This window comes from Saccharopolyspora elongata (assembly GCF_004348985.1).
GTDB lineage: Bacteria > Actinomycetota > Actinomycetes > Mycobacteriales > Pseudonocardiaceae > Saccharopolyspora > Saccharopolyspora elongata.
Genome location: NZ_SMKW01000054.1, coordinates 1 through 23,359 on the forward strand (window position 1 = coordinate 1; position 23,359 = coordinate 23,359).

General features: G+C 70.2%; 27 protein-coding genes. 23 read left to right on the forward strand and 4 right to left on the reverse strand.

Annotated elements, in window-relative coordinates; all coding sequences use genetic code 11:
• Window positions 1-93: 93 nt before the first annotated feature.
• Window positions 94-375 (reverse strand): hypothetical protein, encoded by a 282-nt coding sequence (locus E1288_RS31220; RefSeq protein WP_132491620.1) that lies wholly within the window; start codon window positions 373-375, stop codon window positions 94-96.
• Between the two features lie 77 nt (window positions 376-452).
• Window positions 453-668: a zinc finger protein gene (locus E1288_RS31225; RefSeq protein ID WP_132491622.1), complete on the reverse strand. Its 216-nt coding sequence runs from the start codon at window positions 666-668 to the stop codon at window positions 453-455.
• 113 nt (window positions 669-781) lie between these two features.
• Here E1288_RS31225 and E1288_RS31230 point away from each other — a divergent pair, with 113 nt between their 5' ends.
• The 17 genes from E1288_RS31230 to E1288_RS31300 all read left to right on the forward strand — a co-directional run bounded on the left by E1288_RS31230 (window position 782) and on the right by E1288_RS31300 (window position 13,911).
• Window positions 782-1,624 (forward strand): helix-turn-helix domain-containing protein, encoded by an 843-nt coding sequence (locus E1288_RS31230; protein WP_165968345.1) that lies wholly within the window; start codon window positions 782-784, stop codon window positions 1,622-1,624.
• A 9-nt stretch (window positions 1,625-1,633) separates the two neighbouring features.
• A complete protein-coding gene (locus E1288_RS31235; RefSeq protein ID WP_328592512.1) occupies window positions 1,634-1,822 on the forward strand; it encodes a DUF397 domain-containing protein in 189 nt (62 codons plus the stop codon).
• A gap of 207 nt (window positions 1,823-2,029) precedes the next feature.
• Window positions 2,030-3,841 (forward strand): type VII secretion-associated protein, encoded by a 1,812-nt coding sequence (locus E1288_RS31240; protein WP_165968346.1) that lies wholly within the window; start codon window positions 2,030-2,032, stop codon window positions 3,839-3,841.
• A gap of 94 nt (window positions 3,842-3,935) precedes the next feature.
• Entirely contained in the window at window positions 3,936-4,250 is a 315-nt protein-coding gene (locus tag E1288_RS31245; RefSeq protein ID WP_165968347.1) for a hypothetical protein, read from the forward strand.
• A gap of 138 nt (window positions 4,251-4,388) precedes the next feature.
• Window positions 4,389-4,700 carry a WXG100 family type VII secretion target gene (locus E1288_RS31250; RefSeq protein ID WP_132491630.1) on the forward strand — a complete coding sequence of 104 codons (312 nt, stop codon included), beginning with the start codon at window positions 4,389-4,391 and terminating at the stop codon, window positions 4,698-4,700.
• 61 nt (window positions 4,701-4,761) lie between these two features.
• Window positions 4,762-5,052 carry a WXG100 family type VII secretion target gene (locus E1288_RS31255; protein ID WP_132491632.1) on the forward strand — a complete coding sequence of 97 codons (291 nt, stop codon included), beginning with the start codon at window positions 4,762-4,764 and terminating at the stop codon, window positions 5,050-5,052.
• A gap of 367 nt (window positions 5,053-5,419) precedes the next feature.
• Window positions 5,420-5,866 carry a 50S ribosomal protein L13 gene (rplM, locus tag E1288_RS31260; protein ID WP_132491634.1) on the forward strand — a complete coding sequence of 149 codons (447 nt, stop codon included), beginning with the start codon at window positions 5,420-5,422 and terminating at the stop codon, window positions 5,864-5,866.
• Entirely contained in the window at window positions 5,863-6,381 is a 519-nt protein-coding gene (gene rpsI / locus E1288_RS31265; protein WP_132491636.1) for a 30S ribosomal protein S9, read from the forward strand. The genes rplM and rpsI overlap by 4 nt, the downstream gene beginning before the upstream one ends.
• A gap of 346 nt (window positions 6,382-6,727) precedes the next feature.
• Entirely contained in the window at window positions 6,728-8,062 is a 1,335-nt protein-coding gene (gene glmM / locus E1288_RS31270; RefSeq protein ID WP_132491722.1) for a phosphoglucosamine mutase, read from the forward strand.
• Between the two features lie 51 nt (window positions 8,063-8,113).
• Window positions 8,114-8,269 (forward strand): hypothetical protein, encoded by a 156-nt coding sequence (locus E1288_RS47285; RefSeq protein ID WP_165968348.1) that lies wholly within the window; start codon window positions 8,114-8,116, stop codon window positions 8,267-8,269.
• A 9-nt stretch (window positions 8,270-8,278) separates the two neighbouring features.
• Entirely contained in the window at window positions 8,279-8,422 is a 144-nt protein-coding gene (locus tag E1288_RS47290; protein WP_165968349.1) for a hypothetical protein, read from the forward strand.
• A 388-nt stretch (window positions 8,423-8,810) separates the two neighbouring features.
• Window positions 8,811-9,038, forward strand: a complete 228-nt coding sequence (locus E1288_RS47295) for a hypothetical protein (RefSeq protein ID WP_165968344.1) — start codon at window positions 8,811-8,813, stop codon at window positions 9,036-9,038.
• Between the two features lie 28 nt (window positions 9,039-9,066).
• The gene (locus tag E1288_RS31275) at window positions 9,067-9,285 is read left to right on the forward strand and encodes a hypothetical protein (protein ID WP_132491638.1); all 219 of its coding nucleotides are present in this window, start codon (window positions 9,067-9,069) and stop codon (window positions 9,283-9,285) included.
• A gap of 145 nt (window positions 9,286-9,430) precedes the next feature.
• Window positions 9,431-9,736, forward strand: a complete 306-nt coding sequence (locus tag E1288_RS31280; protein ID WP_093265582.1) for a hypothetical protein — start codon at window positions 9,431-9,433, stop codon at window positions 9,734-9,736.
• A complete protein-coding gene (locus E1288_RS31285) occupies window positions 9,736-12,453 on the forward strand; it encodes a hypothetical protein (protein WP_132491640.1) in 2,718 nt (905 codons plus the stop codon). Before E1288_RS31280 ends, E1288_RS31285 begins: the two co-directional genes overlap by 1 nt.
• 5 nt (window positions 12,454-12,458) lie before the next feature.
• The gene (locus E1288_RS31290) at window positions 12,459-12,881 is read left to right on the forward strand and encodes a hypothetical protein (RefSeq protein WP_132491642.1); all 423 of its coding nucleotides are present in this window, start codon (window positions 12,459-12,461) and stop codon (window positions 12,879-12,881) included.
• Between the two features lie 220 nt (window positions 12,882-13,101).
• Window positions 13,102-13,911 carry a hypothetical protein gene (locus E1288_RS31300; protein ID WP_165968350.1) on the forward strand — a complete coding sequence of 270 codons (810 nt, stop codon included), beginning with the start codon at window positions 13,102-13,104 and terminating at the stop codon, window positions 13,909-13,911.
• A 1-nt stretch (window position 13,912) separates the two neighbouring features.
• Here the strand turns inward: E1288_RS31300 and E1288_RS31305 are convergent, their stop codons facing one another.
• Window positions 13,913-14,749, reverse strand: coding sequence for a dienelactone hydrolase family protein (locus E1288_RS31305; protein ID WP_165968351.1), 837 nt, complete (start codon window positions 14,747-14,749; stop codon window positions 13,913-13,915).
• Between the two features lie 116 nt (window positions 14,750-14,865).
• On the opposite strand from E1288_RS31305, the gene glmS reads away from it, so the two are divergent.
• The 6 genes from glmS to E1288_RS31335 all read left to right on the forward strand — a co-directional run bounded on the left by glmS (window position 14,866) and on the right by E1288_RS31335 (window position 22,279).
• Window positions 14,866-16,728, forward strand: coding sequence for a glutamine--fructose-6-phosphate transaminase (isomerizing) (gene glmS / locus E1288_RS31310; RefSeq protein ID WP_132491648.1), 1,863 nt, complete (start codon window positions 14,866-14,868; stop codon window positions 16,726-16,728).
• A gap of 347 nt (window positions 16,729-17,075) precedes the next feature.
• Window positions 17,076-18,593, forward strand: a complete 1,518-nt coding sequence (locus E1288_RS31315; protein WP_132491650.1) for an NAD(P)H-hydrate dehydratase — start codon at window positions 17,076-17,078, stop codon at window positions 18,591-18,593.
• 326 nt (window positions 18,594-18,919) lie between these two features.
• Window positions 18,920-20,113, forward strand: a complete 1,194-nt coding sequence (alr, locus tag E1288_RS31320) for an alanine racemase (protein WP_132491652.1) — start codon at window positions 18,920-18,922, stop codon at window positions 20,111-20,113.
• Window positions 20,110-21,204, forward strand: a complete 1,095-nt coding sequence (locus tag E1288_RS31325; protein WP_132491654.1) for an alpha/beta fold hydrolase — start codon at window positions 20,110-20,112, stop codon at window positions 21,202-21,204. The genes alr and E1288_RS31325 overlap by 4 nt, the downstream gene beginning before the upstream one ends.
• Window positions 21,201-21,680 (forward strand): tRNA (adenosine(37)-N6)-threonylcarbamoyltransferase complex ATPase subunit type 1 TsaE, encoded by a 480-nt coding sequence (gene tsaE / locus E1288_RS31330; RefSeq protein WP_235883924.1) that lies wholly within the window; start codon window positions 21,201-21,203, stop codon window positions 21,678-21,680. The genes E1288_RS31325 and tsaE overlap by 4 nt, the downstream gene beginning before the upstream one ends.
• Entirely contained in the window at window positions 21,677-22,279 is a 603-nt protein-coding gene (locus tag E1288_RS31335) for a DedA family protein (protein ID WP_132491656.1), read from the forward strand. The genes tsaE and E1288_RS31335 overlap by 4 nt, the downstream gene beginning before the upstream one ends.
• 110 nt (window positions 22,280-22,389) lie before the next feature.
• Here E1288_RS31335 and E1288_RS31340 read toward each other — a convergent pair whose 3' ends face one another.
• Window positions 22,390-23,169 (reverse strand): IclR family transcriptional regulator, encoded by a 780-nt coding sequence (locus tag E1288_RS31340; protein ID WP_132491658.1) that lies wholly within the window; start codon window positions 23,167-23,169, stop codon window positions 22,390-22,392.
• Between the last annotated feature and the right edge of the window lie 190 nt (window positions 23,170-23,359).

Here is a 23,359-nt window from a genome sequence, read left to right on the forward strand (position 1 = left end):
GGGTGGGGGTTGGGGGAGGTCACCGCACCGGCCCTGCTCGGGGTGTCGTGAGTGGTTTGGACTGCTATAGCGCTCCAAAGCACTCACGAGCGGTTACGGGCGCAGGTGGTGGCGCCCGGTGGGCTCATCGGGGTCGGTGGTGGGGAATTCCGGTGGTATGCGGGGATGTTCGTGTTCCGGCCTGTGCTCGTCTGCCGCTTCGCGGGTTTCGGCTTCGATGTCGGCTATGAGGTGCCAGACCGTGTAGGCGCCTTCGCCGCCTCCGGCGTGCTGGCCTGTGGTGAAGGCGATGGCCCGGGCGGGGATCTGGGTGGTGAGCATGGCGAGGATCAGCAGGTTGAACAGGACGAACGTGCTGAGCTGGATCCAGAACATGGCTTTCTCCCTGTTGTTGATGTTTTCGCTGGTCAGTGGTCGTGAGTGGTTGTGGCTGCTCTAGCGGCCATAGCCACTCACGACCACCCGGCGGTGATCCGCCGCCAGCAGTCCATGCAGGTGTCCTCTCGGATCCAGTCCACTTCGGAGCGATCGTGCAGCTCTGCTGCGTCCGCTTCCGCTCCGCAGAACGCCACCACCGGCACGCCCGCAGGCGATTTCGTCGCTGCGATTGGGAAAGCGTGGCGGCCTCCCGTGACCGGGCGCCAGACGTAGGTCAAGTAGTCAGCCATCAGGCCTCCGATCAACTCTGATCTCCATGTTGGGAACGGTACTGGGATTCCTAGTTGAGTTCCTAGTAGATGTCATGATGTTCGCCGAATGGAGGGAAGGCACACTGATGCGCATGACCAGCAACGACCCCGGTCCGCTCGTGCAGCGGCTCGTGCTCGGCGCCGAGTTGCGGGAGCTCCGCGAGAGTCACGGGTTGTCTGCGGATGAAGCTGCGGCAGCTCTTGGTTGGTATCGGAACAAGATCAGCAAGATCGAGACCGGTGAGAGCAAGCTGTCCGATAAGGACGCCCATGCGCTCGTTGCGCTCTACGGTGCCGCTACGAAGTCGACCGACAGAGTTCTGGCCCTGGCGAAGGAAGCTCGGCGCAAGATTCCACCTGCTCGTGTTCCTGACTGGGCAAAGAAGTACGTCAACCTCGAGGCGAACGCTTCGGAGATCAAGCTCTTCTTCGGAGACTCGATCCCGGGAGTGCTGCAGACACGCGAATATGCCCGCGAACTGCTTTCGGCGTCAGTCGTTGTGCCGTCTATGGACGTGGACGAGATGGCCGAGTCGCGTGAACGTCGTTCCGCGAGGTTCTTCAGCGACAGGTCCCCGATGCTCTGGGTGGTGTTGGGTGAAGAAGCCATTCGTCGGCGCGTGGGTGGCCGAGACGTTCATCGTGCCCAGCTGGAACAACTCCGCTCGCTGGCCGAACTCGATCACGTCACTGTCCAGGTCATCCCACTGGAAAGCGGTGCGCACGCGGGTTTGGGCATCGCGTTCACGCTGCTCCACCTCGAGCACGCCAACTCCAGCATCGCCTACATCGAGAGTCTGACGAGCTCCGACTACTTGTCTCGACCCCAGCACACCCGCGCATATAGCCTGGTCTTCGACCGGTTGCGGGTCGCAGCTCTGAGCGACCGGGACACCTTGTCCTTGATCAACCGAGAGATCGAAGCGCTTGGCTAGGAGTTGATCGTGTTGCGTGGCTCGGACGGGATGACCTGGCGGAAGTCCAGCCGCAGCAACGGGGCGCAGAACTGCGTCGAGATCGCACTGGCCGCCGGGTTGGTCGGGGTTCGGGATACGAAAGATCGAGACGGCGGCACCTTGGTGTTCCGTCGTCGGCAGTGGCAGGACTTCATCGCAGGATTGCGTCGCGGCTGATCGGTTGGGCGAGGAGCTCCTGCGGCGCCTTCGGATGGCAACGATCCGTGACGGGTGCTCGCGCTGAACGCCCGGTCAGGGGCAGACTGTTGGTGCGCTCGCACCCTTAACCTCTAGGGTGCTCGGGGGGAGTCGGCGCGCCGGATCGGCGGTCGGACGACAGACGTCGCCGGAAAAGGCGCTTCGGCGACGGTGAAGGAGTTCTGGGTGTCCCTGCACGTCTCGATCGACTTCGGCACCTCGAGCACATGCACGGTGGTGTCAGTCGGCGGTGCCGAACCGCAGGTGGTCGTCATCGACGGGCAGCCGCTGGTGCCGTCCGCGGTGTTCGCCGCGGCCGACGGCACGCTGTTCGTCGGGCACGAGGCCGAACGCCAGGCCGCGGTCGACCCGGCCCGCTTCGAGCCGCACCCGAAGCGCCGCATCGACGAGGGCGAGCTGCTGCTCGGCAGCAGCGTGCTGAAGGTCGCCGACGTGATCCGCGCCGTGCTGCAGCGCGCGGTCGGCGAGGCCCGCCGCTTCGCCGGCGGCGCGGCCGTCGACCTGCTGGTGCTGACCCACCCCGCGGACTGGGGCTCGATGCGCACCGCGGCGCTGCGCCAGGCCGCCGCCGGCCTGGGCAAGGAACTCGTCATGGTGCCGGAACCGGTCGCGGCGGCGGTGTTCCACTCCGCCGGGCACGGGCTCCCCGACGGCGGCGCGCTGGCGGTGCTCGACCTCGGCGGCGGCACCGTGGACGCCAGCGTCGTGCGAAAACAGGGCTCGTCGTTCCAGGTGCTCGCCACCCGCGGCGAACCGAACTTCGGCGGCGCCGACATCGACCAGGCGCTGCTGGACCACATCGGCCGGCTCGTCTCCGGCACCGATCCCGAAGCCTGGCGCCAGCTCGTCGAGGGCCGCGAGATGCCCGACCGCCGCCGGCGCCGGGTGGTGCGGCAGGACGTCCGCGGCGCCAAGGAAACCCTGTCCCGGCACGCCTACACCGACGTGCCGATGCCGCCGCCGTTCTCCGACGCGCACGTCACCCGCGTCGACCTGGAGGCGCTGATCGCCGCGCCGCTGGCCAAGTCCGCCGACCTGGTGCTGACCACGCTGCGCGAGGGCAAGGTCGCCCGGCAGCAGCTGGCCGGGGTGTTCCTGGTGGGCGGTTCGAGCCGGATCCCGATGGTGGCTCGGCTGATCCACGAGCGCACCGGAGTCGTTCCGACCACATTGGACCAGCCCGAGACGGTCGTGGCGCGCGGCGCGTTGCGCGCGGTCCGGCTCGACCCGGACCGCAGCGGTGGGCTGGCGCCCGCCGGCGCCTGGGCGGGCACCTCGACGGTGCGATCGCATCCGCTCCCGGTGGTCCCGCCCCAGACGGGCCCCGGCGTGACCGCGGGCGACTCGCTCAGCGGGGCCCGGACCGTCGTCATCGGCGGCAGCGATCAGACGATGCCGGTCGCGCACCAGCGCAGCCGCGGGAAGAACAACAAGCTGCCGTGGCTGATCGGCGCCGGCGCGGCGGCCGTGGTGGCCGCGGGCGTGGTCCTGACCCTGGTCCTGACCAGCACCGGTCAGCCGCAGGCCGGACCGGAGGTGCCGCCCCGGTTGATCGCGCAGTACGACTACGAATTCGCCTATCCCAGCGACTGGAAGCAGATCGGCGGCGACGCGAAGAAGTGGCAGACCATGATCGGCCCGCAGAGCGATGAGCAGGACTCGCTGATCGCGGTCGAGGAGGGCAAGCTCAACTTCGACACCGACGCCGATCGGAACCGGGCGGTCCAGCAGCTGCTCAGCGAGTACCAGCAGAACGTGGCGAAAGGCGCGCAATTCTCCCTGTTCAACGCATCCACCAGTTTCGCGGGCCGGGACGTGGTCTACTACCGGCAGAAATTGCAGGCCGCGACGGTCGAGTGGTACGTGGTGCACCAAGGACAATTCCGGGTCAGCATCGGCTGCAAGTACGGCGAGGTCGGCAAGGATGACGTGCTGCGCGCCTGCCAGCAGGTCGTCGGGTCGCTCAAGGTGCGTTGAACCGGCGGTGAATTCGCCGCGGCGGAATGGTTTTCGCGCGGCCGTCGGACAGGGAGGCATTGCCATGGCAGATCCAGCGGATTCCGTCCGGAGGTTGCGGTCCGAACTCGCGGATGCGGTGGGCCGCGGCCGGCGAGCCCGCGGCGAAGCGAACCACCGCGCGCAGGATTTCCAAAGGCACACAAGGGAACTCGCGGGATCGAAGCCGGCGGGTGCCGAATCGGGCCGTCGGGCCGCGGCGATCGCCTACCGCGCCCGGATGGGATTGGAAGTCGAAGGGCTCGCCGAAACCGAGTCCAATGTGCGCCCGGACACCGCCGAGAACGAGTCGGCGACCGGGAAATCGCAAGAGCAAACGCCTTCCGACGGTAGTGATCTCGACTTTTCGCAAGCGCGAATCATGCGATGACCTGCGGGTTCCCCGTTCGGCGTTTACATCAGCAACGGGTTCCGGAGAAATCCAGGACAACATGGAACCGAACATGGCAATGTCTGCGTCGCAGGTTCATCAGGACTTGATGACGAGTTTGAAGGGGGTCACCCGAACATGGCTGGAATTGGTGCGGACACCGAGGCGATTCAGCAGGCGTCGGTCGACATCGACGAGGCTCGCAACGCGGTCGAGCAGGCGCTCTCGCAGCTGAGCGGCCAGCTGGAGGGGCCGGTCGCGAACTGGAAGGGCGCGGCCGCGGATGTCTTCCGCAAGCTGATGGACTCCTACGAGGAGAGCGGCAAGAAGATCCTGCAGAAGCTGGACGAGCTGGGCCAGAACGTGCAGAGCTCCGGTGCCGACTACGCGCAGGTCCAGGAGGAGCAGGCCCAGGAGATCTCCAAGATCACGAGCCTGCTCGACGGCTGAGCCGGACTTCGACCTTCGCATCTTCCGAAATCTTCACCATAGGCATTTGAGGGGATAAGCAATGAGCGAGATTGCAGTCAACTTCGCCGAGCTGCAGCAGGCCTCCGACGACCTGCAGGCCGCCGCGCAGAAGATCCAGGGCGAGCTGGACGACCTCGAGGGCAAGATCCAGAAGCTGGTCTCCACCTGGGAGGGCGAGGCTGTGGCCGCCTACCAGGAAGCCCAGAAGTCCTGGGACGAGGAAGCGGCCCGCATGCAGGAGACCGCCGCGAAGATGGGCATGGCCGTTGGTGCCGCCAACGAGTCCTTCCAGGCCGGTGAGAAGAAGAACGCCGGTCGCTTCGGTGGCTGATCCCACCTGCTGAAGAGCGAGCTGCGGCCCCGGCGAACGCCGGGGCCGCAACGCTGTCCGGGGCCGCGTGGGTACCGCGCCCGGCGTTCGCTATCCTGATAGCGGCGATCTGCCAGGTCAGAAACCTCCGAGCAAGTATCGAGGACCCGTTTTGACCGGGCCAGAAGCCACCAAGTACCCTCATTCTTTGTTGTGCGGTGCGCGGCTGCAGTTCGCGCCAGCGGATCGGGCCCTCAGCGGGTCACGGTCCCGGCGGCGGTACTGGCGGACGTGCCGGTTCCCAGGGGAGTTCCTGCGGGACCGACCGGCGTGATCGAGACGGGCTCCGCACTGACGATTCCGACGCGAACGACGACGAGGTAGATCCGTGCGCACGTACAGCCCGAAGCCCGGCGAGGTGACCCGCGCCTGGCATGTGATCGACGCCGAGGATGTGGTGCTCGGCCGGTTGGCAACTCAGGCCGCGACGCTGCTGCGCGGCAAGCACAAGCCGACCTACGCGCCGCACATCGACACCGGTGACTTCGTCGTCATCGTCAATGCCGAGAAGGTGGCCCTGACCGGTAACAAGCGCACCCAGGCGTTCCACTACCGGCACAGCGGTTACCCCGGTGGTCTGCGTAAGCAGTCCTTCGGTGAGGTGCTCGAGAAGCACCCCGAGCGGCTGCTCGAAAAGGCGATCAAGGGCATGTTGCCGAAGAACAAGCTCGGCCGCGCGATGGGCAAGAAGCTCAAGGTCTACGCCGGCGCGGAGCACCCGCACCAGGCCCAGAACCCGCAGCCGTTCGAGATCAACGCGAAGGTCGAGAAGTGACTGACGAACTTCAGCAGGAAGAGAACGTGACCCCGGTTCCCGAGGAGACCGCCGAGGTCGCCGAGGTCGCCGTCGAAGAGACCGGCGAAGAAGAAGCGGTCGCCCCGGCCCCGATCCCGGTGCCGACCGGCCGCCCGGTGCAGACCGTGGGTCGCCGCAAGGAAGCCGTCGTCCGGGTCCGGCTGGTGCCGGGCACCGGTGGCTTCAAGCTCAACGGCAAGACCCTTGAGCAGTACTTCCCGAACAAGGTGCACCAGCAGCTGATCAAGGAGCCGCTGGTCACCGTCGAGCGCGTGGAGAGCTTCGACGTGCTGGCCACCCTGCGCGGTGGCGGCCCGTCGGGCCAGGCCGGTGCGCTGCGCATGGCGATCGCCCGTGCGCTGGTCGCCTACGAGGCCGAAGACCGCCCGGCGCTGAAGAAGGCCGGCATGCTCACCCGTGACGCGCGGGAGAAGGAGCGCAAGAAGTACGGTCTCAAGAAGGCCCGCAAGGCGCCGCAGTACAGCAAGCGCTGACGCGAATTTCATCCGATCTGCGGGAGCAGCCTCGTCCGTTGTGGACGAGACTGCTCCCGCAGTCGTATGCACCGAAGGCCGGTTTCAAACTCGATCTGCGTAGGTGGTCCCGTAGCGGAACCTCAGACGCCCCTCGGTCCGGGATCTCCGATTCGTGTAAGCCCGCGTCGGAGCAGGTCCTCCCCGAGAGCCCCAATGGGGTGGGCACAGTCTGAGAACCCGCTGGTGGTCACCTGATTGCGTGGGCTAAGCGGCTTCGCCGCTGCAAGGACAAGAACTCGACGTGGCGCGTCCGGTCTCGCGCCCCGCGGAGTTTTCCGCGTCACACGAGGAGGACGTGCTGCTGATGGCTCGGTTGTTCGGCACCGACGGGGTGCGCGGGTTGGCCAACGCCGATCTGACGCCGGAGCTGGCGATGTCGGTGGCCGCTGCGGCGGCACGCGTGCTCTACGACCGGGACGATTCGCAACGCCGGGTGGCGCTGGTGGGCCGCGACCCCCGCGCCAGCGGCGAGATGCTGGAGGCGGCGGTCACGGCGGGCCTGACCTCGGCCGGAGCCGATGTGCTGCGGGTCGGCGTGCTGCCCACCCCGGCCGTCGCGCACCTGGTCGCCGAGTTGGGCGCGGACCTCGGCGTGATGATCTCCGCCTCGCACAACCCGATGCCGGACAACGGGATCAAGCTGTTCGCGGCCGGCGGGAACAAGCTCCCGGACGCCGTCGAGGACGAGATCGAGGCGCGCCTGAACGAGCAGGTCGACCGGCCCACCGGGGCCCAGGTCGGCCGCGTCCGCGATGTCCCCGACGCGGTGCGGCGTTACGTCGATCACCTGCTGACCGCTGCTCCGCAGCCGCTCGGTGGGCTGAAGGTCGTCGTGGACTGCGCCAACGGCGCGGCTTCGGTCGCGGCGCCGGAGGCGTACCGCCGGGCGGGCGCCGAGGTGATCGCGATCAGCGCCGAGCCCGACGGCATCAACATCAACGACGGCGTCGGCTCCACCCACCTCGAGGTGCTGCAGGCGGCGGTGCTCGAACACGGCGCGGACCTGGGCATCGCGCACGACGGTGACGCCGACCGCTGCCTCGCGGTGGACGCCACAGGCGCCGCGGTGGACGGCGACCAGATCATGGCGGTCCTCGCGGTGGCCATGCACGAGGCCGGCGAGTTGACCGAGAACACGCTGGTCGCGACCGTGATGAGCAACCTCGGCCTGCACCTGGCGATGCGCGAGCAGGGCGTGGCGCTGCGCACCACGGCCGTCGGCGACCGGTACGTGCTGGAAGAACTGCGGGCCGGCGGGTTCGCGCTCGGCGGCGAGCAGTCCGGCCACGTCGTGCTGCCCGGCCACGCCACGACCGGCGACGGCCTGCTCACCGCGCTGCGGCTGATGGGCCGGATGGCGGCCACCGGCACTCCGCTGGCGTCGTTGGCCAAGGTCATGCGGCGGTTGCCGCAGGTGCTGATCAACGTGCGGGTGGCCGACAAGGCCGCGGTGTGCGCGGCGGCCGACGTCGCGTCGGCGGTGGCGGCGGCCGAGGCGGAGCTCGGCGAAACCGGCCGCATCCTGCTGCGCCCGTCGGGCACCGAGCAGCTGGTTCGGGTGATGGTCGAGGCGCAGAGCGAGGACCGAGCGCAGGCGGTGGCCGAGCGTTTGGCCGAACTTGTTGCCTCAATCCGGTGATCTTGTGATTTTGATCTCTCGCGGCGACGTGATCTGTGAGACCCTGCTCACATGGGTGCCATCGTTGTCGCCATGGTTGTCGGGCTGGTCGCTGTCGGGCTCGTCGTCGGTATCGTGATCTTCTCCGCGCTCGCGCTAGCCGGCATGAAAGCCGTCAACGCCGCGCACGAGAGCAGGTCGTGGTTCATCAACCGCAGGCGGAGCTGAGCGTGAGCCATGCGCGGACAACTCTTCGGTGACCTGCTGATCGTCCTGGTGGTACCCCTGGTGCTCATGGTCCTGGGCGCATTCGTGTTCGCCGTCGTGCTGGCGCAGGGCTGGGGCCTGCCGTTGATCTTCGAGGGCGGGGGCCACTACTGACCGCCGGTTGAGCCCGCGCGGCGTGATCCGGGATCATTCGGTGTTGTGATCTCCATCGATCTGCGGCTCGTCGTTCTGCTGCTCGGCCTCCTGGCGGCCATCGGCCTCATGGTGCTCTTGGTGGTGCTGTTCCGGCGACGTTGACCGTTTTGATCATCGCCTGATCCCGCCACGCCGACCCGCGTGGCATGGCACCATGCGGTGCGATGACCACAGGTCTGTCGATCGGGTTCGAATGGACGAGTCTCGCCCTGGTGGGTGGTCTGGCCGGGGTTGCGTGCGTCGTCGTGCTCCTGGTGGTGCTGTCCAGGCGGCGTTGAACTTCCCGCTGCCCGCCCGCCGACGCGGTGCGCTCCGATAGGTTCGAGCCGGACGATTGGAGGCCGTAGTGATCTTCGAGATCCTGATCGTGATCGTGCTGAGCGTGATCTTCGGTGCCGGTGGCGGCGCGGTCGTCGCGCTGATCATGAAGAGCAAGGGTCCGGCGCAGCAGCCGATGCCGCAGTTCCCGCCGCAGCAGCCCCAGCCCCCGCAGCAACCCCAGCCGCCGATGCAGCAGCAGTTCCCGCCGCAACAGGGCTTCGGGCAGCCGCCGCAGGGCCCCTACCAGCAGTGAATCCGCGACGGCGCGAAGAGGAGGAACGTTGCATCTGGTGATCTCACTGGTGGGCAGCCTGATCTTCGGCGGCGGCGCTGGTGCGCTGACGGCGATGCTGATCCTGAAGAGCGGCAGCAGCGCGCAGCGGCCCGCGCCGTTCCCGCAGCAGGGCTTCGCCCCGCAGCCGATGCAGCCGCCGCAGCAGCAGTTCCCGCCGCAACAGGGTTTCGGTCAGCCGCCGCAGGGGCCGTATCCGCCGCAGTGATCGACTTCTCGCTTCGCGGATGCAAGCACCTCGCCGGATCTGCCGTTTCGCCCAGGGGAACCTGTCAAGATGAGGAACCGGTGAGGCACACGTGCCGTCGCACCCCTGGTGCGACGTGCGCGACAGGTCCGGTGAAGGGGGCACGATGAGTGGGGCGCAGACCTCGGGGACCGACATCTCGAAGGCGGCCAATGCGTTCTCCGACGGTGCCGGGTCACTCAAGGAGCAGGCCAAGAAGGCCACCGATACGAAGCTGACCGCGGAGAAGTTCGGCAAGAAGTTCCACGAGGCCGGCAAGGCCTACAAGGACGCGTTGGACAAACTGGGGAAGAACATCGAGTCGTTCGGCGAGCACGGCTCGAAGCTGTCCGAAGACTTCTCGTCGACCGCGAAGGAATACCAGGCCAGCGACGAATCCGGTGCCAACGAGGTCGGGAAGGTGCAGGCCTGATGGCGGACGAGAAGAAGGAAGAGGAAAGCAGCTTCGGCGAGGAGTTCGGTTCCGTCGTCGGCGGCATCCAGGGCGGCGTCACCGGCCTGGTGGCGGGCCCGGCGGGCGCCGTGGCCGGCGCGAAGATCGGCTCGGAGGTCGGGGAAGCGGTCGGCGGGGCCGTGCAGGACGCGGGCGAATGGGTCGGTGAGACCGTCGCCGACGCAGGCAGCTGGCTGGTCGACAACGCGGGCGGCATCGCCGACACCGCGATGAGCATCGTCAACCCGGTCGGTGGCGCGCTTTTCGAGAAGATCACCGACGGCGGTTTCTCCGCGCTGCAGGAGAAGGCCAAGGCCGCGGAGGAGCGCAAGGGCAAGTTCGACGACGCCAAGAAGAAGCTCGAAGGCGGCGGTTCCGTCGGCACCTCCGACGAACTGCTCGACGACGGCAAGATGGGGCTGGACTTCTTCGAGAAGTTCCTGCCGCTGTACAAGGACTGGGCCGGCAAGGGTGCGGACTTCCAGGCCGATGTGGTCGAGCAGTACGACCAGCTCCGCGAGATCGACTTCGGCGCGTTCCGGGAGGACGCCGAGCGGCTGGGCGGCGTGCAGCAGGCGCTGCTGGACCAGAACGACTCGATGGGCCAGTCGTTCCAGGGCACCAGGCAGACCTGGCAGGGGAAGGCCGCTGAATCGGCCGAGGCCAAGGTCGGCAAGTACAGCCAGGCGGGCACGACGGTCACCAACGAGACCGAGAACATGGCCGGCGCCATCACCCCGGCCGTCGACGGCATCCAGCAGACCGTGCGCGAGTACGCGAAGTTCGTGCTGGAGCTGGGCAAAGAGATCAAGTGCGCGGGCAAGGACCCCGACGACACCAAGGACGAGATCCGCAAGGCGCGCGGCGACATCAATCTCGAGGACCTCAAGGACATCGGGATCGACGACATCTTCTCCGGCGCCTGGTCGATGATCAAGGACCAGGCGATCGGCCTGATCCTGGGTGGCCCGATCGGCGGGATGATCGGCCAGTTCTTCGGGGCCAAGGACGCCTGCGACCAGATCCGCCAGGGCCTGATCGACGACGCCAAGAAGTGGCTCGACGAGTCGTTCAAGCCCGAGATGGAGCAGAAGTACCAGTCCTTCAAGGACCAGAGCAAGTCCACTCAGGACGCCGTCCAGGCCTCGTACGACAAGATGCTGGAGGCCGCCAAGGTCAGCGACGACCCCTTCAAGGGTCTCGACGGCGATGGCGACGGCGGCGGCAACGACAAGGGCGGTAACGGCACCGGCGGCGGTGGCAACGGAACCGGCGGCGGTGGCTCGGGCACCGGCGGTGGCGGCGGCGGTGCCGGCACCGGTGGTGGCGGCGGTGGGGCGCCGGAGATGCCGGAACAGCCGGAGATGCCGAAGCCGCCGGAGATGCCGGGAATGGGCGGCGGCGCCGGCGAGCAGGGCGAGCAGGAGAAGGTGACCCTCGGCGAGGGCGACGACGCGGTCACCGTGCAGAAGCCCGGCCCCGACGGCAAGACGCAGGTCGAGCTGATCGGCCCGGACGGCAAGCCGAAGACCTACGAGGTCGACTTCGGCCCGGCGGGCGGCGCTCCCGGCGGGGGCGCGGCCGACGGCGTGCAGACGATGCCCGCGCCGGGTGGGGCGCCGGGGCAGCCGCCGATCGGTGGGCCGCCCGGTGGCGAAGGCCCGACCCAGGTGAAGGCGGGCGAGGACGGCAAGGCCGTGATCAAGGAGGGCGACCGCACCATCACCTTGGAGCGGACGCCTGATGGCCAGGTCAAGGTCAACATCGACAACGGCGGCGGGCAGCCGCCGCTGAACCAGACGATCGACTTCGGCAGCGACCCGAAGTCGCCGATCGACGCCGAGCGCATCGGGACCATGCCCGCCGACGCGGGCGGGCTCCGCCCGCCGGAGACCGGCATGCCCGCGCCCGACGCAGGCACGGGAACCCCGGAGAACGTGCGGACGATGCCCGCACCGGACATGGGCGGCGGACCGATGCCCGCACCGGACATGGGTGCACCGATGCCCGCGCCGGATCTCGGGGCTCCGATGCCCGCTCCCGACGCCGGATTCGGCACCATGCCCGCCTACGACACCGGTGTGGGCACCATGCCCGCAGCGGATCCGGGCTTCGGCGCGCCCGCCTTCGGCGGCGGTGTGGGTACCATGCCCGCGTTCGACACCGGTGCCGGTGTTCCGGCGGCCACCGAGGCCGCGTCGGCGGGCGCCCCGGCGTCCACCGCGCCGCAGTCGGCCGGCATGAGCTCGTTCAGTAGCCTGGGCGAAGGGGTGCAGAACTCGTTCGGCAGCGCCTCCGGCCAGCTCTTCGGCGGCCAGGACCAGCCAGGCATGCCCGGCGGCTCCGACCAGCACGGATCGACCGGCCTCGCCTCGCTGTCGTCGTCCGCGGGCGACTCCGCCGGCGGCAGCCCGCAGGGTGCCACCGGCCTGTCGTCGCTGAGCGACCCGGGCGGTGCCGGGCAGGGCCAGTCCGGACCGCAGAGCGGCCAGGGGGGCAACCAGAGCGCCGCCATGGGCGGCGGGATGATGGGCGGCATGGGCGCGATGGGCGGCGGCCACGGCGCTCAGCAGGGCGGCGATCAGGAGCGGACCAACGACAGCCCGTGGCGCACCCAGGGCCAGCTCTTCGACGACGGGGTCGATGCCTCCGGAATGCGGTTCCGGTCGGTCCTCGGCGAAGACCGGGATAGGTGAGCGTGATGGTTCTGATCAACCAGCAGGTCGCGGACGAGATCGCGACCCTGGTCGCGCGGCACCGCTACGGCGTCGAGGACAGCATGGATGCGGTCCGCGCCGCGGAAGCCGCGTCGGCGCAGAAGAACGAGGAGATCAAGGCGGCCGCGGACGAGCGCAAGCAGGAGCTCGTCGAGAAGGCCGCCAACGCCCAGCCGCCGGAGGAGGACAAGCCGCGGAACGACTGGGCGGGCAAGCGGAACGAGCAGAGCAACGAGATCAGCCTCGGGGGCGACGACGAGTTCGAGGAGGAGCAGCAGTCGGCCGCCCGGCACACGCCGCCTCCCGCACCGCCACCGCCGCCTCCGGTGGCGCCGAAGCCGGCACCGCGCCGGCGGGCGGCGTTCGACGATGACGACGACTACGAGAACCAGAGCTGGTTGAGGTAGCGCCGAAGCGAAGCCCGGGCCGGTGCGGCCCGGGCTTCGCTTCGTCTCGAGCCGGGCTGGGTCGAGATCGGACTTCGCCCAGCCGAGCAGCGAGGTTTTCCGTGGAAGCCCTTGCGCATCAACGATTTCCGCCTGCCCTGTTGAGGCCATGGCGAATTCGTCCAAACTAGACGGTGGCGTGTTCGGGCGATCGCTTCGGGTGGTCGCCTATTCTTTCGGCGTGAATCCGCAACAGCCCGACCAGTCGGGGCAGCCGCAGTACCAGTCCCAGCAGCCGCCGGCTCCGCAGGGGCAGCCTGCTCCGCAGGCCGGGCAGCCCGTTCCGCCGCCGGGACAGCCCGTTCCCCAGGCGGGGCAACCGTTTCCGCCGCCGGGACAGCCCTTACCGCCGCCCGGTTACCCGGTTCCGCCGCCGCCGAAGAAGAAGAGCCGCGTCGGCTGCATCCTGGCCGTCATCCTGGTCTCCATCCCGATGCTCCTGATCGGGCTCGTCGCCGGCGGCTACTTCTACTTCAAGCACCAGCACGTTACCGAGCCGGCCGGGCAGGCACCGAGCGGCGAGCCGATGGTCCCCGAATGCGACCTGCTGAGCGAGAAGACGCTGCGCGACCTGCACACCACGAACTTCGTCAGCGGCGCCGTCGGCGAAACCAGCTTCACCTGCATGTGGCGGCCGACGAAGGGCAAGGACGGCACCAACGAGCGCTACCTGGACATCAACGTCTCCGACTACGCCGACTACTCCGATCCGACCGAGGAAGCCGAGTCGAACTACGACTACGAGCGGCAGAACGTGTCCCCGGGGGCGACGCGGGTCACCGAGGTTTCCGGCCCGTGGGACGCCGGTTACCTGGTCGGGGACGGGGAGTTGGCCGCGGCGGAGCTGGTCTTCCGCAAGGGCACCAAGATCGTGAGCCTCAGCTACGACGGGACCGACAAGTCCTACGGCCTGGAGGACGGCCGGATGCCGATCGAGGAGGCGGAAGCAGCCGTGAAGAAGGTCGCCGAAGAGGTCGCGCCGAACCTGTGAGTCACGCCGCGGCGAGGTCGCCGCGGCTGTGCTCGTGATCGATGCGGCTGCCGCCGATGTCGGCGGTCAGCAGCGCCTCGCCGCGCCGGTCGCCGGCCAGCGTGCGGAGGAAGAACGCGGTGAGCAGGGCCTTCGTGACGCGCTGCGTCGCGTACTCGGGCTTGCCGTGCAGCAGCAGCTGGGTCCAGTGCCGTCCCTCGGTGAAGCCGAGGTGGCTGGCCTTCTTCACCGTCCGCAGCTGCACCGGGCCGCCCCAGGCCCGGGCGATCGGCTCGGCGTTGGCCACCGGCGGCGCCAGCAGGTCCTGGCCCGCGGCGATGTGCAGGCCGGGCACCTCGACACGGCTCGCGGTCTCGAACGCCGACGGCATGGTCTCGGCGGCGGCCAGCGTCGCGACCGAGCGGATCCGCGGGTCGTCGGCCGCCGCGAGCACCGCGCAGCCGCCGCCCATGGCATGCCCGGCGACCCCGAGCCGCTTCTCGTCGACGCTGATCTCGCCCTCGCCGAGCCGGACGCCGACGCAGATGTCCAGCGCGGTCCGCAGGTCCCCGGCGAACAGCCGGTGCGATGCGAACGCGCCGCGCTGCGAGCCGGGCGCGGCGACCACGATGCCCCACGACGCGAGGTGCCGGAGCAGGCCGAGGTACCGGCGGGGCGGCTGGAGCCAGCCGTGCCCGAACGCGACCGCCGGCAGGCCGAGTCCGGTACGCGGCGTGCAGACGATGCCGGGCAGCCCGACGAGGGCTAGATCACCGTGCAGGACGTCGTGCGGTCCGCGGCGTGACAGCTCTTCGAACGCGTTCTTCGCGGAAGGGGCCTTCTTGGCAGTGCGCGCCATGGTCAGCAACCGTAGCGGACCTGCTCATGCGCGCGCGGTAGCCGCCACGGGAGGGGTTCGCCGTTCCGGCTGACGCGAACAGGTTCAGACCATGTGGAGTAGCTACGCTGGGCCGAGTGTGCGGCATCGTTGGTTACGTAGGACATCGCCAGGCGCTCGAGGTCGTCCTCGGCGGACTCCGGCGACTCGAGTACCGGGGTTACGACTCGGCCGGGGTTGCGCTGCTCGACGGCGAGGGCGGCCTCGCGGTGGAGCGCGCCGCGGGCGCGCTGTCGAACCTGGAGAAGCGCCTCGCCGAGGTCGACGGCAGCAAGTTCGCAGGTCACAGCGGCATGGGACACACCAGGTGGGCGACGCACGGCGCGCCGACCGACCGCAACGCCCACCCGCACCGCGACGCCAGCGGCCAAGTCGCGGTGGTGCACAACGGCATCATCGAGAACTTCGCCGCGCTGCGCGCCGAGCTGGAAGCGGCGGGCATCGAGATGGCCAGCGACACGGACACCGAGACCACGGCGCACCTGGTCGCCGCCGCCTACGACGACGGCCCGACCGCCGGTGACCTGACCGCCAGCGTGTGCGCGGTCGCCCGGCGCCTGGAGGGTGCCTTCACCCTGGTCGTCACGCACGCCGCCGAGCCCGGCAAGATCGTGGCCGCCCGCCGGTCGTCGCCGCTGGTCGTCGGGGTCGGCGAGGGCGAGCACTTCCTCGCCTCCGACGTTGCCGCGTTCATCGAGCACACCCGCGACGCCGTGGAGCTCGGCCAGGACCAGGTGGTCACCATCACCCGCGACGGCTACCGGGTGACCGACTTCTCCGCCGCGGACGTCGAGGCCAAGCCGTTCACCGTGGACTGGGACCTGTCGGCCGCCGAGAAGGGCGGCCACGACTACTTCATGCTCAAGGAGATCGAGGAGCAGCCCGAGGCGCTGGAGAACACGCTGCGCGGGCACTTCTCCGGTGGCGGCATCGTGCTCGACGAGCTGCGCCTCACCGAGCAGGACCTGCGGGACATCGACAAGGTCTTCGTGGTCGCCTGCGGCACCGCCTACCACTCCGGACTGCTCGCCAAGTACGCCATCGAGCACTGGTGCCGGGTGCCCGTCGAGGTCGAGCTGGCCAGCGAGTTCCGCTACCGCGACCCGGTGCTGGGGCGGGACACGCTGGTGGTGGCGATCTCCCAGTCCGGCGAGACCGCCGACACGCTGGAGGCGGTGCGGCACGCGCGCACCCAGCGGGCGCGGGTGCTGGCGATCTGCAACACCAACGGCGCGCAGATCCCGCGCGAGTCGGACGCGGTGCTCTACACCCACGCCGGGCCGGAGATCGGTGTCGCGGCGACCAAGACGTTCCTGGCGCAGGTGGCGGCGAACTACCTGGTCGGGCTGGCCCTGGCGCAGGCGCGCGGCACGAAGTACTCCGACGAGGTGGCGCGGGAGTTCGCGGAGCTGTCGGCGATGCCCGACGCGGTGCGCCGCACGCTGTCCACGGTGGAGCAGGTGCGGGAGCTGGGCCGGGAGCTCGCCGACGCGAAGGCGGTGCTGTTCCTGGGGCGGCACGTCGGCTACCCGGTGGCGCTGGAGGGCGCGCTCAAGCTCAAGGAGCTCGCGTACATGCACGCGGAGGGCTTCGCGGCGGGTGAGCTCAAGCACGGGCCGATCGCGCTGATCGAGGAGGGCCTGCCGGTGGTCGTGGTGATGCCGTCGCCGAAGGGGCGGGCGCTGCTGCACTCCAAGCTGGTCTCCAACATCCGCGAGATCCAGGCGCGCGGCGCCCGGACCATCGTGATCGCCGAGGAGGGCGACGACGAGGTCCGGCCGTTCGCGGACGAGCTGGTCACCATCCCGGCGGTGCCGACGCTGCTGCAGCCGCTGGTGTCGACGGTGCCGCTGCAGGTGCTGGCGGCGGAGATCGCCCGGGCCCGCGGCTACGACGTCGACAAGCCCCGGAACCTGGCCAAGTCCGTCACCGTCGAGTGATTCTTTCGGCCGAAGGGTGCCTCCGCTCGACTCCGAGCGCGGGGTAGGTCGGCACGCGGCGATTTCGCGCGAAATCAGCGTCCGGCAGGCGTGGGGAGCGGCGATTTCGCGCGAAATCGCCGTCACCCCCCGTGCTCCGAGGTGCTGTTTCGCGCGACCTCCTGGCCGGTCGGGGGTCCTTCACCGGTACCTGAAAGCGTGATCGATGGGCTGGTGATCGGTTCCGGGGCTGTCGGGCCGAAAGCGCTCGCGGGACCGGTTGGCGAAATGCCCGGATGGGATGGCGTGGATCGCCGGGGCGACCGGGCAGACTGTGCGGCATCGTCGACCGCGATGAGGAGGACGCGATGCACGGAGTGTGGACGCCCGATCAGATCCGCGCCGCCGAGCAGCGGCTTTTCACCAGGACACCGGAGCCCGCGGTGATGCGCCGCGCCGCGTACGCCGTCTCGGTCCACACCGCGCGGGTCCTCACCGAGTTCACCGGCGGCGTCGCCGGTCGCCACGTCACGCTGCTCGTGGGCGCGGGCAACAACGGCGGCGACGCGCTGTGGGCCGGGGCGTTCCTCCGGCGCCGCGGGGTTGGCGTCACGGCGGTGCTCCTCGCCCCGGAGCGGGCGCACGCCGCGGGCCTCGCCGCGCTGCGGCGGGCCGGCGGCCGCGCGGTCCCGGCGGAGGGTGCGAGCCCGGACACCGCGGGGATCGGGGCGGAGTCCGCGGATGCGGTGGAGCGCGCGGACGTGGTGATCGACGGGATCGTCGGCCTGTCCGCGCGCGGTCCGCTGCGGTCGGTGGCGGCGGAGCTGGTGCGCCGGGTCGACGTGCCGATCGTCGCGGTCGACCTGCCCAGCGGCGTCGATCCGGTCACCGGCGCGGTCGACGGCCCGGCGGTGCTGGCCGACGTCACGGTGACCTTCGGCGGGCGCAAGCCCTGCCACGTGCTGGGCGCCGGCGCGGTGCACTCCGGGGACGTCGAGGTGATCGACATCGGACTGGCCGACGACCTGCCCGATCCCGAGCTCTACCTGCTGCAGGACGCCGAGATCGGCGCGGGCTGGCCGGTCCCGGGCCCGGCCGACGACAAGTACAGCCAGGGCGTGGTCGGGGTCGCCGCCGGGTCGGCGACCTACCCCGGCGCGGCGGTGCTGGCCAGCGGGGCGGCCGTGCAGGCGACCGCGGGCATGGTGCGCTACGCCGGTCCCGCCGCGGACGTGGTGCGCACGCACTGGCCAGAGGTGGTGGCGACGGGTTCTGTCAGCGACGCCGGGCGTGTGCAGGCGTGGGCGGTGGGGCCGGGGATCGGCACCGGGGCCAGCGGCCGCGACGTGCTGCGGCACGTCCTGGATTCCGGGCGGCCGGTGTGCGCGGACGCCGACTCGATCACGCTGTTCGCCAGCGACAGCACGCTGTGGGACGCGCGCGACCCGGATGCGCCGCTGGTGCTGACGCCGCACGCGGGCGAGTTCGCGCGGCTGGCGGGCGGGGAACCCGGCGAGGACCGGGTCGCCGCGGCGCGGGAGGTCGCCGCGCGCTTCGACGCGGTGGTGCTGCTCAAGGGCAACACCACCATCGTCGCCGCGCCGGACGGCCGGGTGCTCGTCAACGACTCGCGGCACGCCTGGCCGGCGACGGCGGGTTCCGGCGACGTGCTCACCGGGTTGATCGGCGCGCTCCTGGCCAGCGGCGTGGAGCCGTGGCTCGCCTGCGGCTACGCGGCGCACGTCCACGCCCTCGCGGCGGACCTCGCCGCCCACGGCGCCCCTGCCCGGAACCCCGGGGAGGTCGGCGCCCCGATCGGGGCCTCGGCGCTGCTCGCGGCGGTGCCCACGGCGATCCGAACGGTCCGCGAAGCGGCGCTGTCCTGAGCCGCTGAGCGCGCCTCCGGGCGGAAGCATCGTGCCGGTGTGTGGAGATGCGCCAGGTTCGCGGCTCGGGACGGGCGCGGGGAGGGCCTCGGTGGTTTCCGATTTTGCCTAAAATTGGGAACCCGATCTCGGTTTGAGCCCTGTCCGATTTTAGGCAAAATCGGGCACCCCGAGAACTGTCTTTCGTATCGTGGAAGTATGGGTGCATCGGATGTTCATGTTCGGCCGGGTGGGTTCTGCGGCGGCGCGAGGTGGCCGGTCGGGGACGGTCGGAGGCCTGGTACCTCGGGAGGGGCACCGGGGTGGTGTGCGACCATGTGCCTGCCATGAGTGACCAGCCCGCGTACCGCGCCGACCTGCGCATCGACGTCGACGCGATCCGCCACAACGTAAGGGTGCTCTCGGCGCGTGCCCGCGATTCGGGTGCCCGCACGATGGCCATCGTGAAGTCCGACGGCTACGGTCACGGCGCCCTGACGGTCGCCGCCGCCGCCCTCGAATCGGGCGCGGACCGGATCGGCGTCGCCTCCATCGGAGAAGCCCTGCAGCTGCGCGCCGGCGGCATCACCGCCCCGGTGCTGTGCTGGCTCTACGTCGAGGACGACGACTTCGGCCCGGCCATCGCCGCGGACATCGAGCTCTCCGCTTCCTCGCAGGAAAGCCTGCGCCGGATCGCCGCCGCGGCCGAGCAGCAGGGCCGCGTCGCCCGCGTGCACCTCAAGATCGACACCGGGCTGTGCCGCAACGGCTGCCCGGCCGAGCTGTGGCCCGCGCTGGTGGAGGACGCGGCGAAGGCCGAGGCGGACGGGCACGTCGAGGTCGTGGCGGTGTGGTCGCACCTGGCGTGCGCCGACGAGCTCGACCACCCCTCGATCGACCGCCAGGCCGAGCGCTTCGGGCTGGCCTACGAGCAGGCGCGCTCGGCGGGGCTGAACCCGATCCGGCACCTGGCGAACTCGGCGGCCGTGCTGGCCCGCCCCGACCTGCACTTCGAGCTGGTCCGGCCGGGCATCGCGGTCTATGGCCTGGATCCCGTCCCGCAGCACGGGGATCACGACCTGCGCCCGGCCATGACCTTCCGCTCCTCGGTGGTGTCGACCAAGCGCATCGCGTCGGGCGAGAGCGTCTCCTACGGGCAGCAGTGGACGGCCGAGCGCCCGACGAACGTCGCGCTGGTGCCGGTCGGCTACGCCGACGGCGTGCCGCGCACCCTGTCGGGCCGGATGTCGGTGTGGCTGGCCGGGAAGCGGCGGCCGGTGGTCGGCCGGGTGTGCATGGACCAGCTGGTGGTGGACCTCGGCGACGACCAGGTCGCGGACGGTGCCGAGGTGCTGCTGTTCGGGCCCGGCGACCGGGGCGAGCCGACGGCCGCCGAGTGGGCCGACACGATCGGCACGATCCACTACGAGATCGTCACCGGCATGTACCGGCCGCGGGTCACGCGCACCGTCGTCGACGCGCTCGTGAGCGTTGATTCCGGTTCTTACCGGAACGACCACTCACGACAGGAGCTGCCGTGAAGCCGGTCTGGCAGGCGCTGGCCTGGACGAGCGGGGTGCTGGGCGCCGCGATCACCGGCGCCGCGGTCGGCGTCGCCGCGCGCAGCTCGCGGATCGCCGCGCAGCGCAAGGCCGACGACCCCCACGCCGACGAGCCGCTCGGCAGGCTCCGTCCGGACCGGCAGTCCACTGTGGCCGCCGACGACGGGGTTCCGCTGTCGGTGCAGGAGATCGGGCCCGCCGACGGCGGCGAGGCGGAGCTGACCGTGGTGCTCGTGCACGGCTTCGCGCTCGACTCCCGCTGCTGGCACTTCCAGCGCCGCGACCTGCCCGAGCTCACCGAGCCGCGGGTCCGGCTGGTGCTGTTCGACCACCGTAGCCATGGCCGTTCCGGCCACTCCGCCAAGCGCAACAGCACGATCGACCAGCTCGGCAGGGACCTTGACGCGGTGCTGCGCTCGGCGGCGAGCCGGGGTCCGATCGTGCTCGTCGGGCACTCGATGGGCGGCATGTCGATCATGGCGCTCGCCGAGCAGCGCCCCGAGCTGTTCCGCGACCGGGTCCGCGCGGTCGCCCTGATCGGCACCTCCGCCGGCGCGATCGGCGCGTCCGGGCTGCCCCGTCCGTGGCTGCACCGCGCCAACCCGGTGCCGCGCGGGCTCGCGCTGCTCGCGGACTTCCAGCCGGACCTGGTGGAGCGCACCCGGCGGCTCGGCGACAAGCTGACCTGGACGCTGGTGCGCAACCTGTCCTTCGGGGATCGCGACATCTCGCCGAAGATCGTGGACCTGATGGCCGAGATGATCGGCGCGACCACCGTCGAGGTGGTGACCGACTTCCTGGAGACGATCAACCTGCACGACCGCAAGAAGGCGCTGGCGGCGCTGCGGACCTGCGAGGTGCTGGTGCTCACCGGCGACGCCGACCGGGTCACGCCGTTCTCGCCGCACGCCGAGGTGCTCGCCGCGGAACTGCCGGGCGCGACGCTGGTGCGCGTCGAGGGCGCCGGGCACCCGGTGATGCTGGAGCGACCGGAGTTGGTCACCGAGGAGTTGATCGCGCTGATCCGGCGGGCCGTTGGAGGAGGAAGCGGAGAGGTGACCGGGAGTTGAGCCCTGCACTGCAGACCGTCGAGCTGCCGGCGGAGTCCGACACGTTGGAGTTCGGCCGCCGGCTGGGAGCCGTGCTGCGCGCCGGCGACCTCGTGCTGCTGGACGGGCCGCTGGGTGCCGGGAAGACCGTGCTGGCGCGGGGGATCGCCGCGGGCATGGGCGTCATCGGCTCGGTGACCTCGCCGACGTTCGTGATCGCGCGGGTGCACCGGCCGGAGTCCGGCGCCGGCCCGGCGCTGGTGCACGTCGACGCCTACCGGCTGGGCGGGTTGGACGAGATCGACGACCTCGACCTGGACACGGATCTGACGGATGCCGCGGTGGTCGTCGAGTGGGGCGAGGGCCTCGCGGAGCGGCTCGCCGATGCGTACCTGCTGCTGCGGATCCGCCGCCGGGACGACGACGTCCGCGAGATCACCCTTGAGCCGCACGGCGAATCCTGGGAACCGCGGCTGGGCGAGCTCGCCGCTCGATGACGGATTTCCTGGCCGGGATTCCCGGCCCGCTCGCGCTCGTCGTCGTCGCGGTGCTGCTGTTCGCCGAATCCGGCCTGCTGATCGGGGTTTTCCTGCCGGGGTCGGGCACCGTGCTGGCGCTCGGCTGGCTCGCCGGGCAGGGCGTCGTCGAGGTGTGGCTGGCCGCGATCTGTGCCTTCGGCGCGACGGCTTTGGGCTGCCAGCACGGGTACTTCCGCGGCCGCCGGGACGGTTTGCTGCGGCGGCAGCTGGTCAAGCGCTTCGGCGAGCAGCGGTTCGCGCGCGCGGAGTCCGCTTTGGACGGACGCGCGGAGGTGACGGTGGCGGCGTCGCAGTGCTTCGCCGTGGTGCGCACGCTGGTGCCCCGGCTGGCGGGGCACGCCAAGGTCACCCACCTGCGGTTCACGATCTGCAACGTGCCGGTGGCGGCGGCCTGGGCGACGACGCTGGTGCTGCTCGGCGCCTGGTCGGGCGAGGCCTACGAGCAGGTGCAGGCGACGGTGGGCCTGCTGGGGCTGCCGCTGCTCGGCATCGCCGCCGTGCTGGTGCTGGCGGTGTGGTGGCTCCGCCGCCGCAAGCAGCTCCGCCAGGTCTCGTGACGCAAGACCTGGTCGGCCTCCTCGCGCCCGTTGGCCAATCAGCCCGGAACCTCGAGTGACGCAATTTCAATGGAAATCGGACCTTCGATTTCCATTGAAATTGCGGCGGATCAGGCCGTGTTGCTGACGCTGAGCTCGGCCGACAGGTCGTTGGCCAGGCGTTTCATCAGCGGGATGACCTCGTCCGTCGAGATCCGCGTCATCCGGCCCTCCGGACCGGAGATCGAGATCGCCGCGCCCGCCGGCGCTCCCGGCACGGCGACGGCGTAGCAGCGCACGCCGACTTCCTGCTCGCCGTCGTCCAGCGCGTAGCCCTGCTGGCGGATGCGGCCCAGCTCCTCCTGCATCGCCTCGACCGTGATGATGGTGCGCTCGGTCTGCGGGTGCATCGTCGTGCGGGAGAGCAGTTGCGTCACCGTCTCCGGCGGCATGGTGGCCATGACGGCCTTGCCGACGGCCGTGGCGTGCGCGTCGACCCGGCGGCCGACCTCGGTGAACATCCGCATGGAGTGCTGCGAGGGGACCTGCGCGACGTAGACGATCTGCTCGCCGTCGAGCACCGCCATGTTGGACGTCTCGCCGGTGGCCTCGGTGAGCTCGGCGAGGTACGGGCGGGCCCAGGAGCCGAGCGCGCGGCTGGCGGTCTCGCCGAGCCGGATCAGCCGGGGGCCGAGCGCGTAGCGGCGCGAGGGCTGCTGGCGGGCGTAACCGTTGCTCACCAGCGTGCGGATGATGCGGTGGATCGTCGGGAGCGGCAGGCCGGACTTCTCGGCGAGCTCGGACAGTGCGACTTCACCGCCGGCGTCGGCCATCAGTTCCAGGAGCTCGAAGGTGCGTTCGACCGACTGCACCCCTCCGCCCTGAGTCGCCCGCTGCGGGCCAGTGGTCATCGCAGAACTCCCTTTCCACTGTGCTGGCTGAGCAGAGTCTAGTCCGTGGCGGGTGCGCCAGCTCATGTTGCTTCGAACGCTATATGGAAACTAACATCCACGATGCAGAAAACATAACGGGCGTACCGCTAGCGGAACGGCCGCCGCGCGCCTCGTCGGGTGCGCGACAGTCCGCCACGCGGCAAGGTGA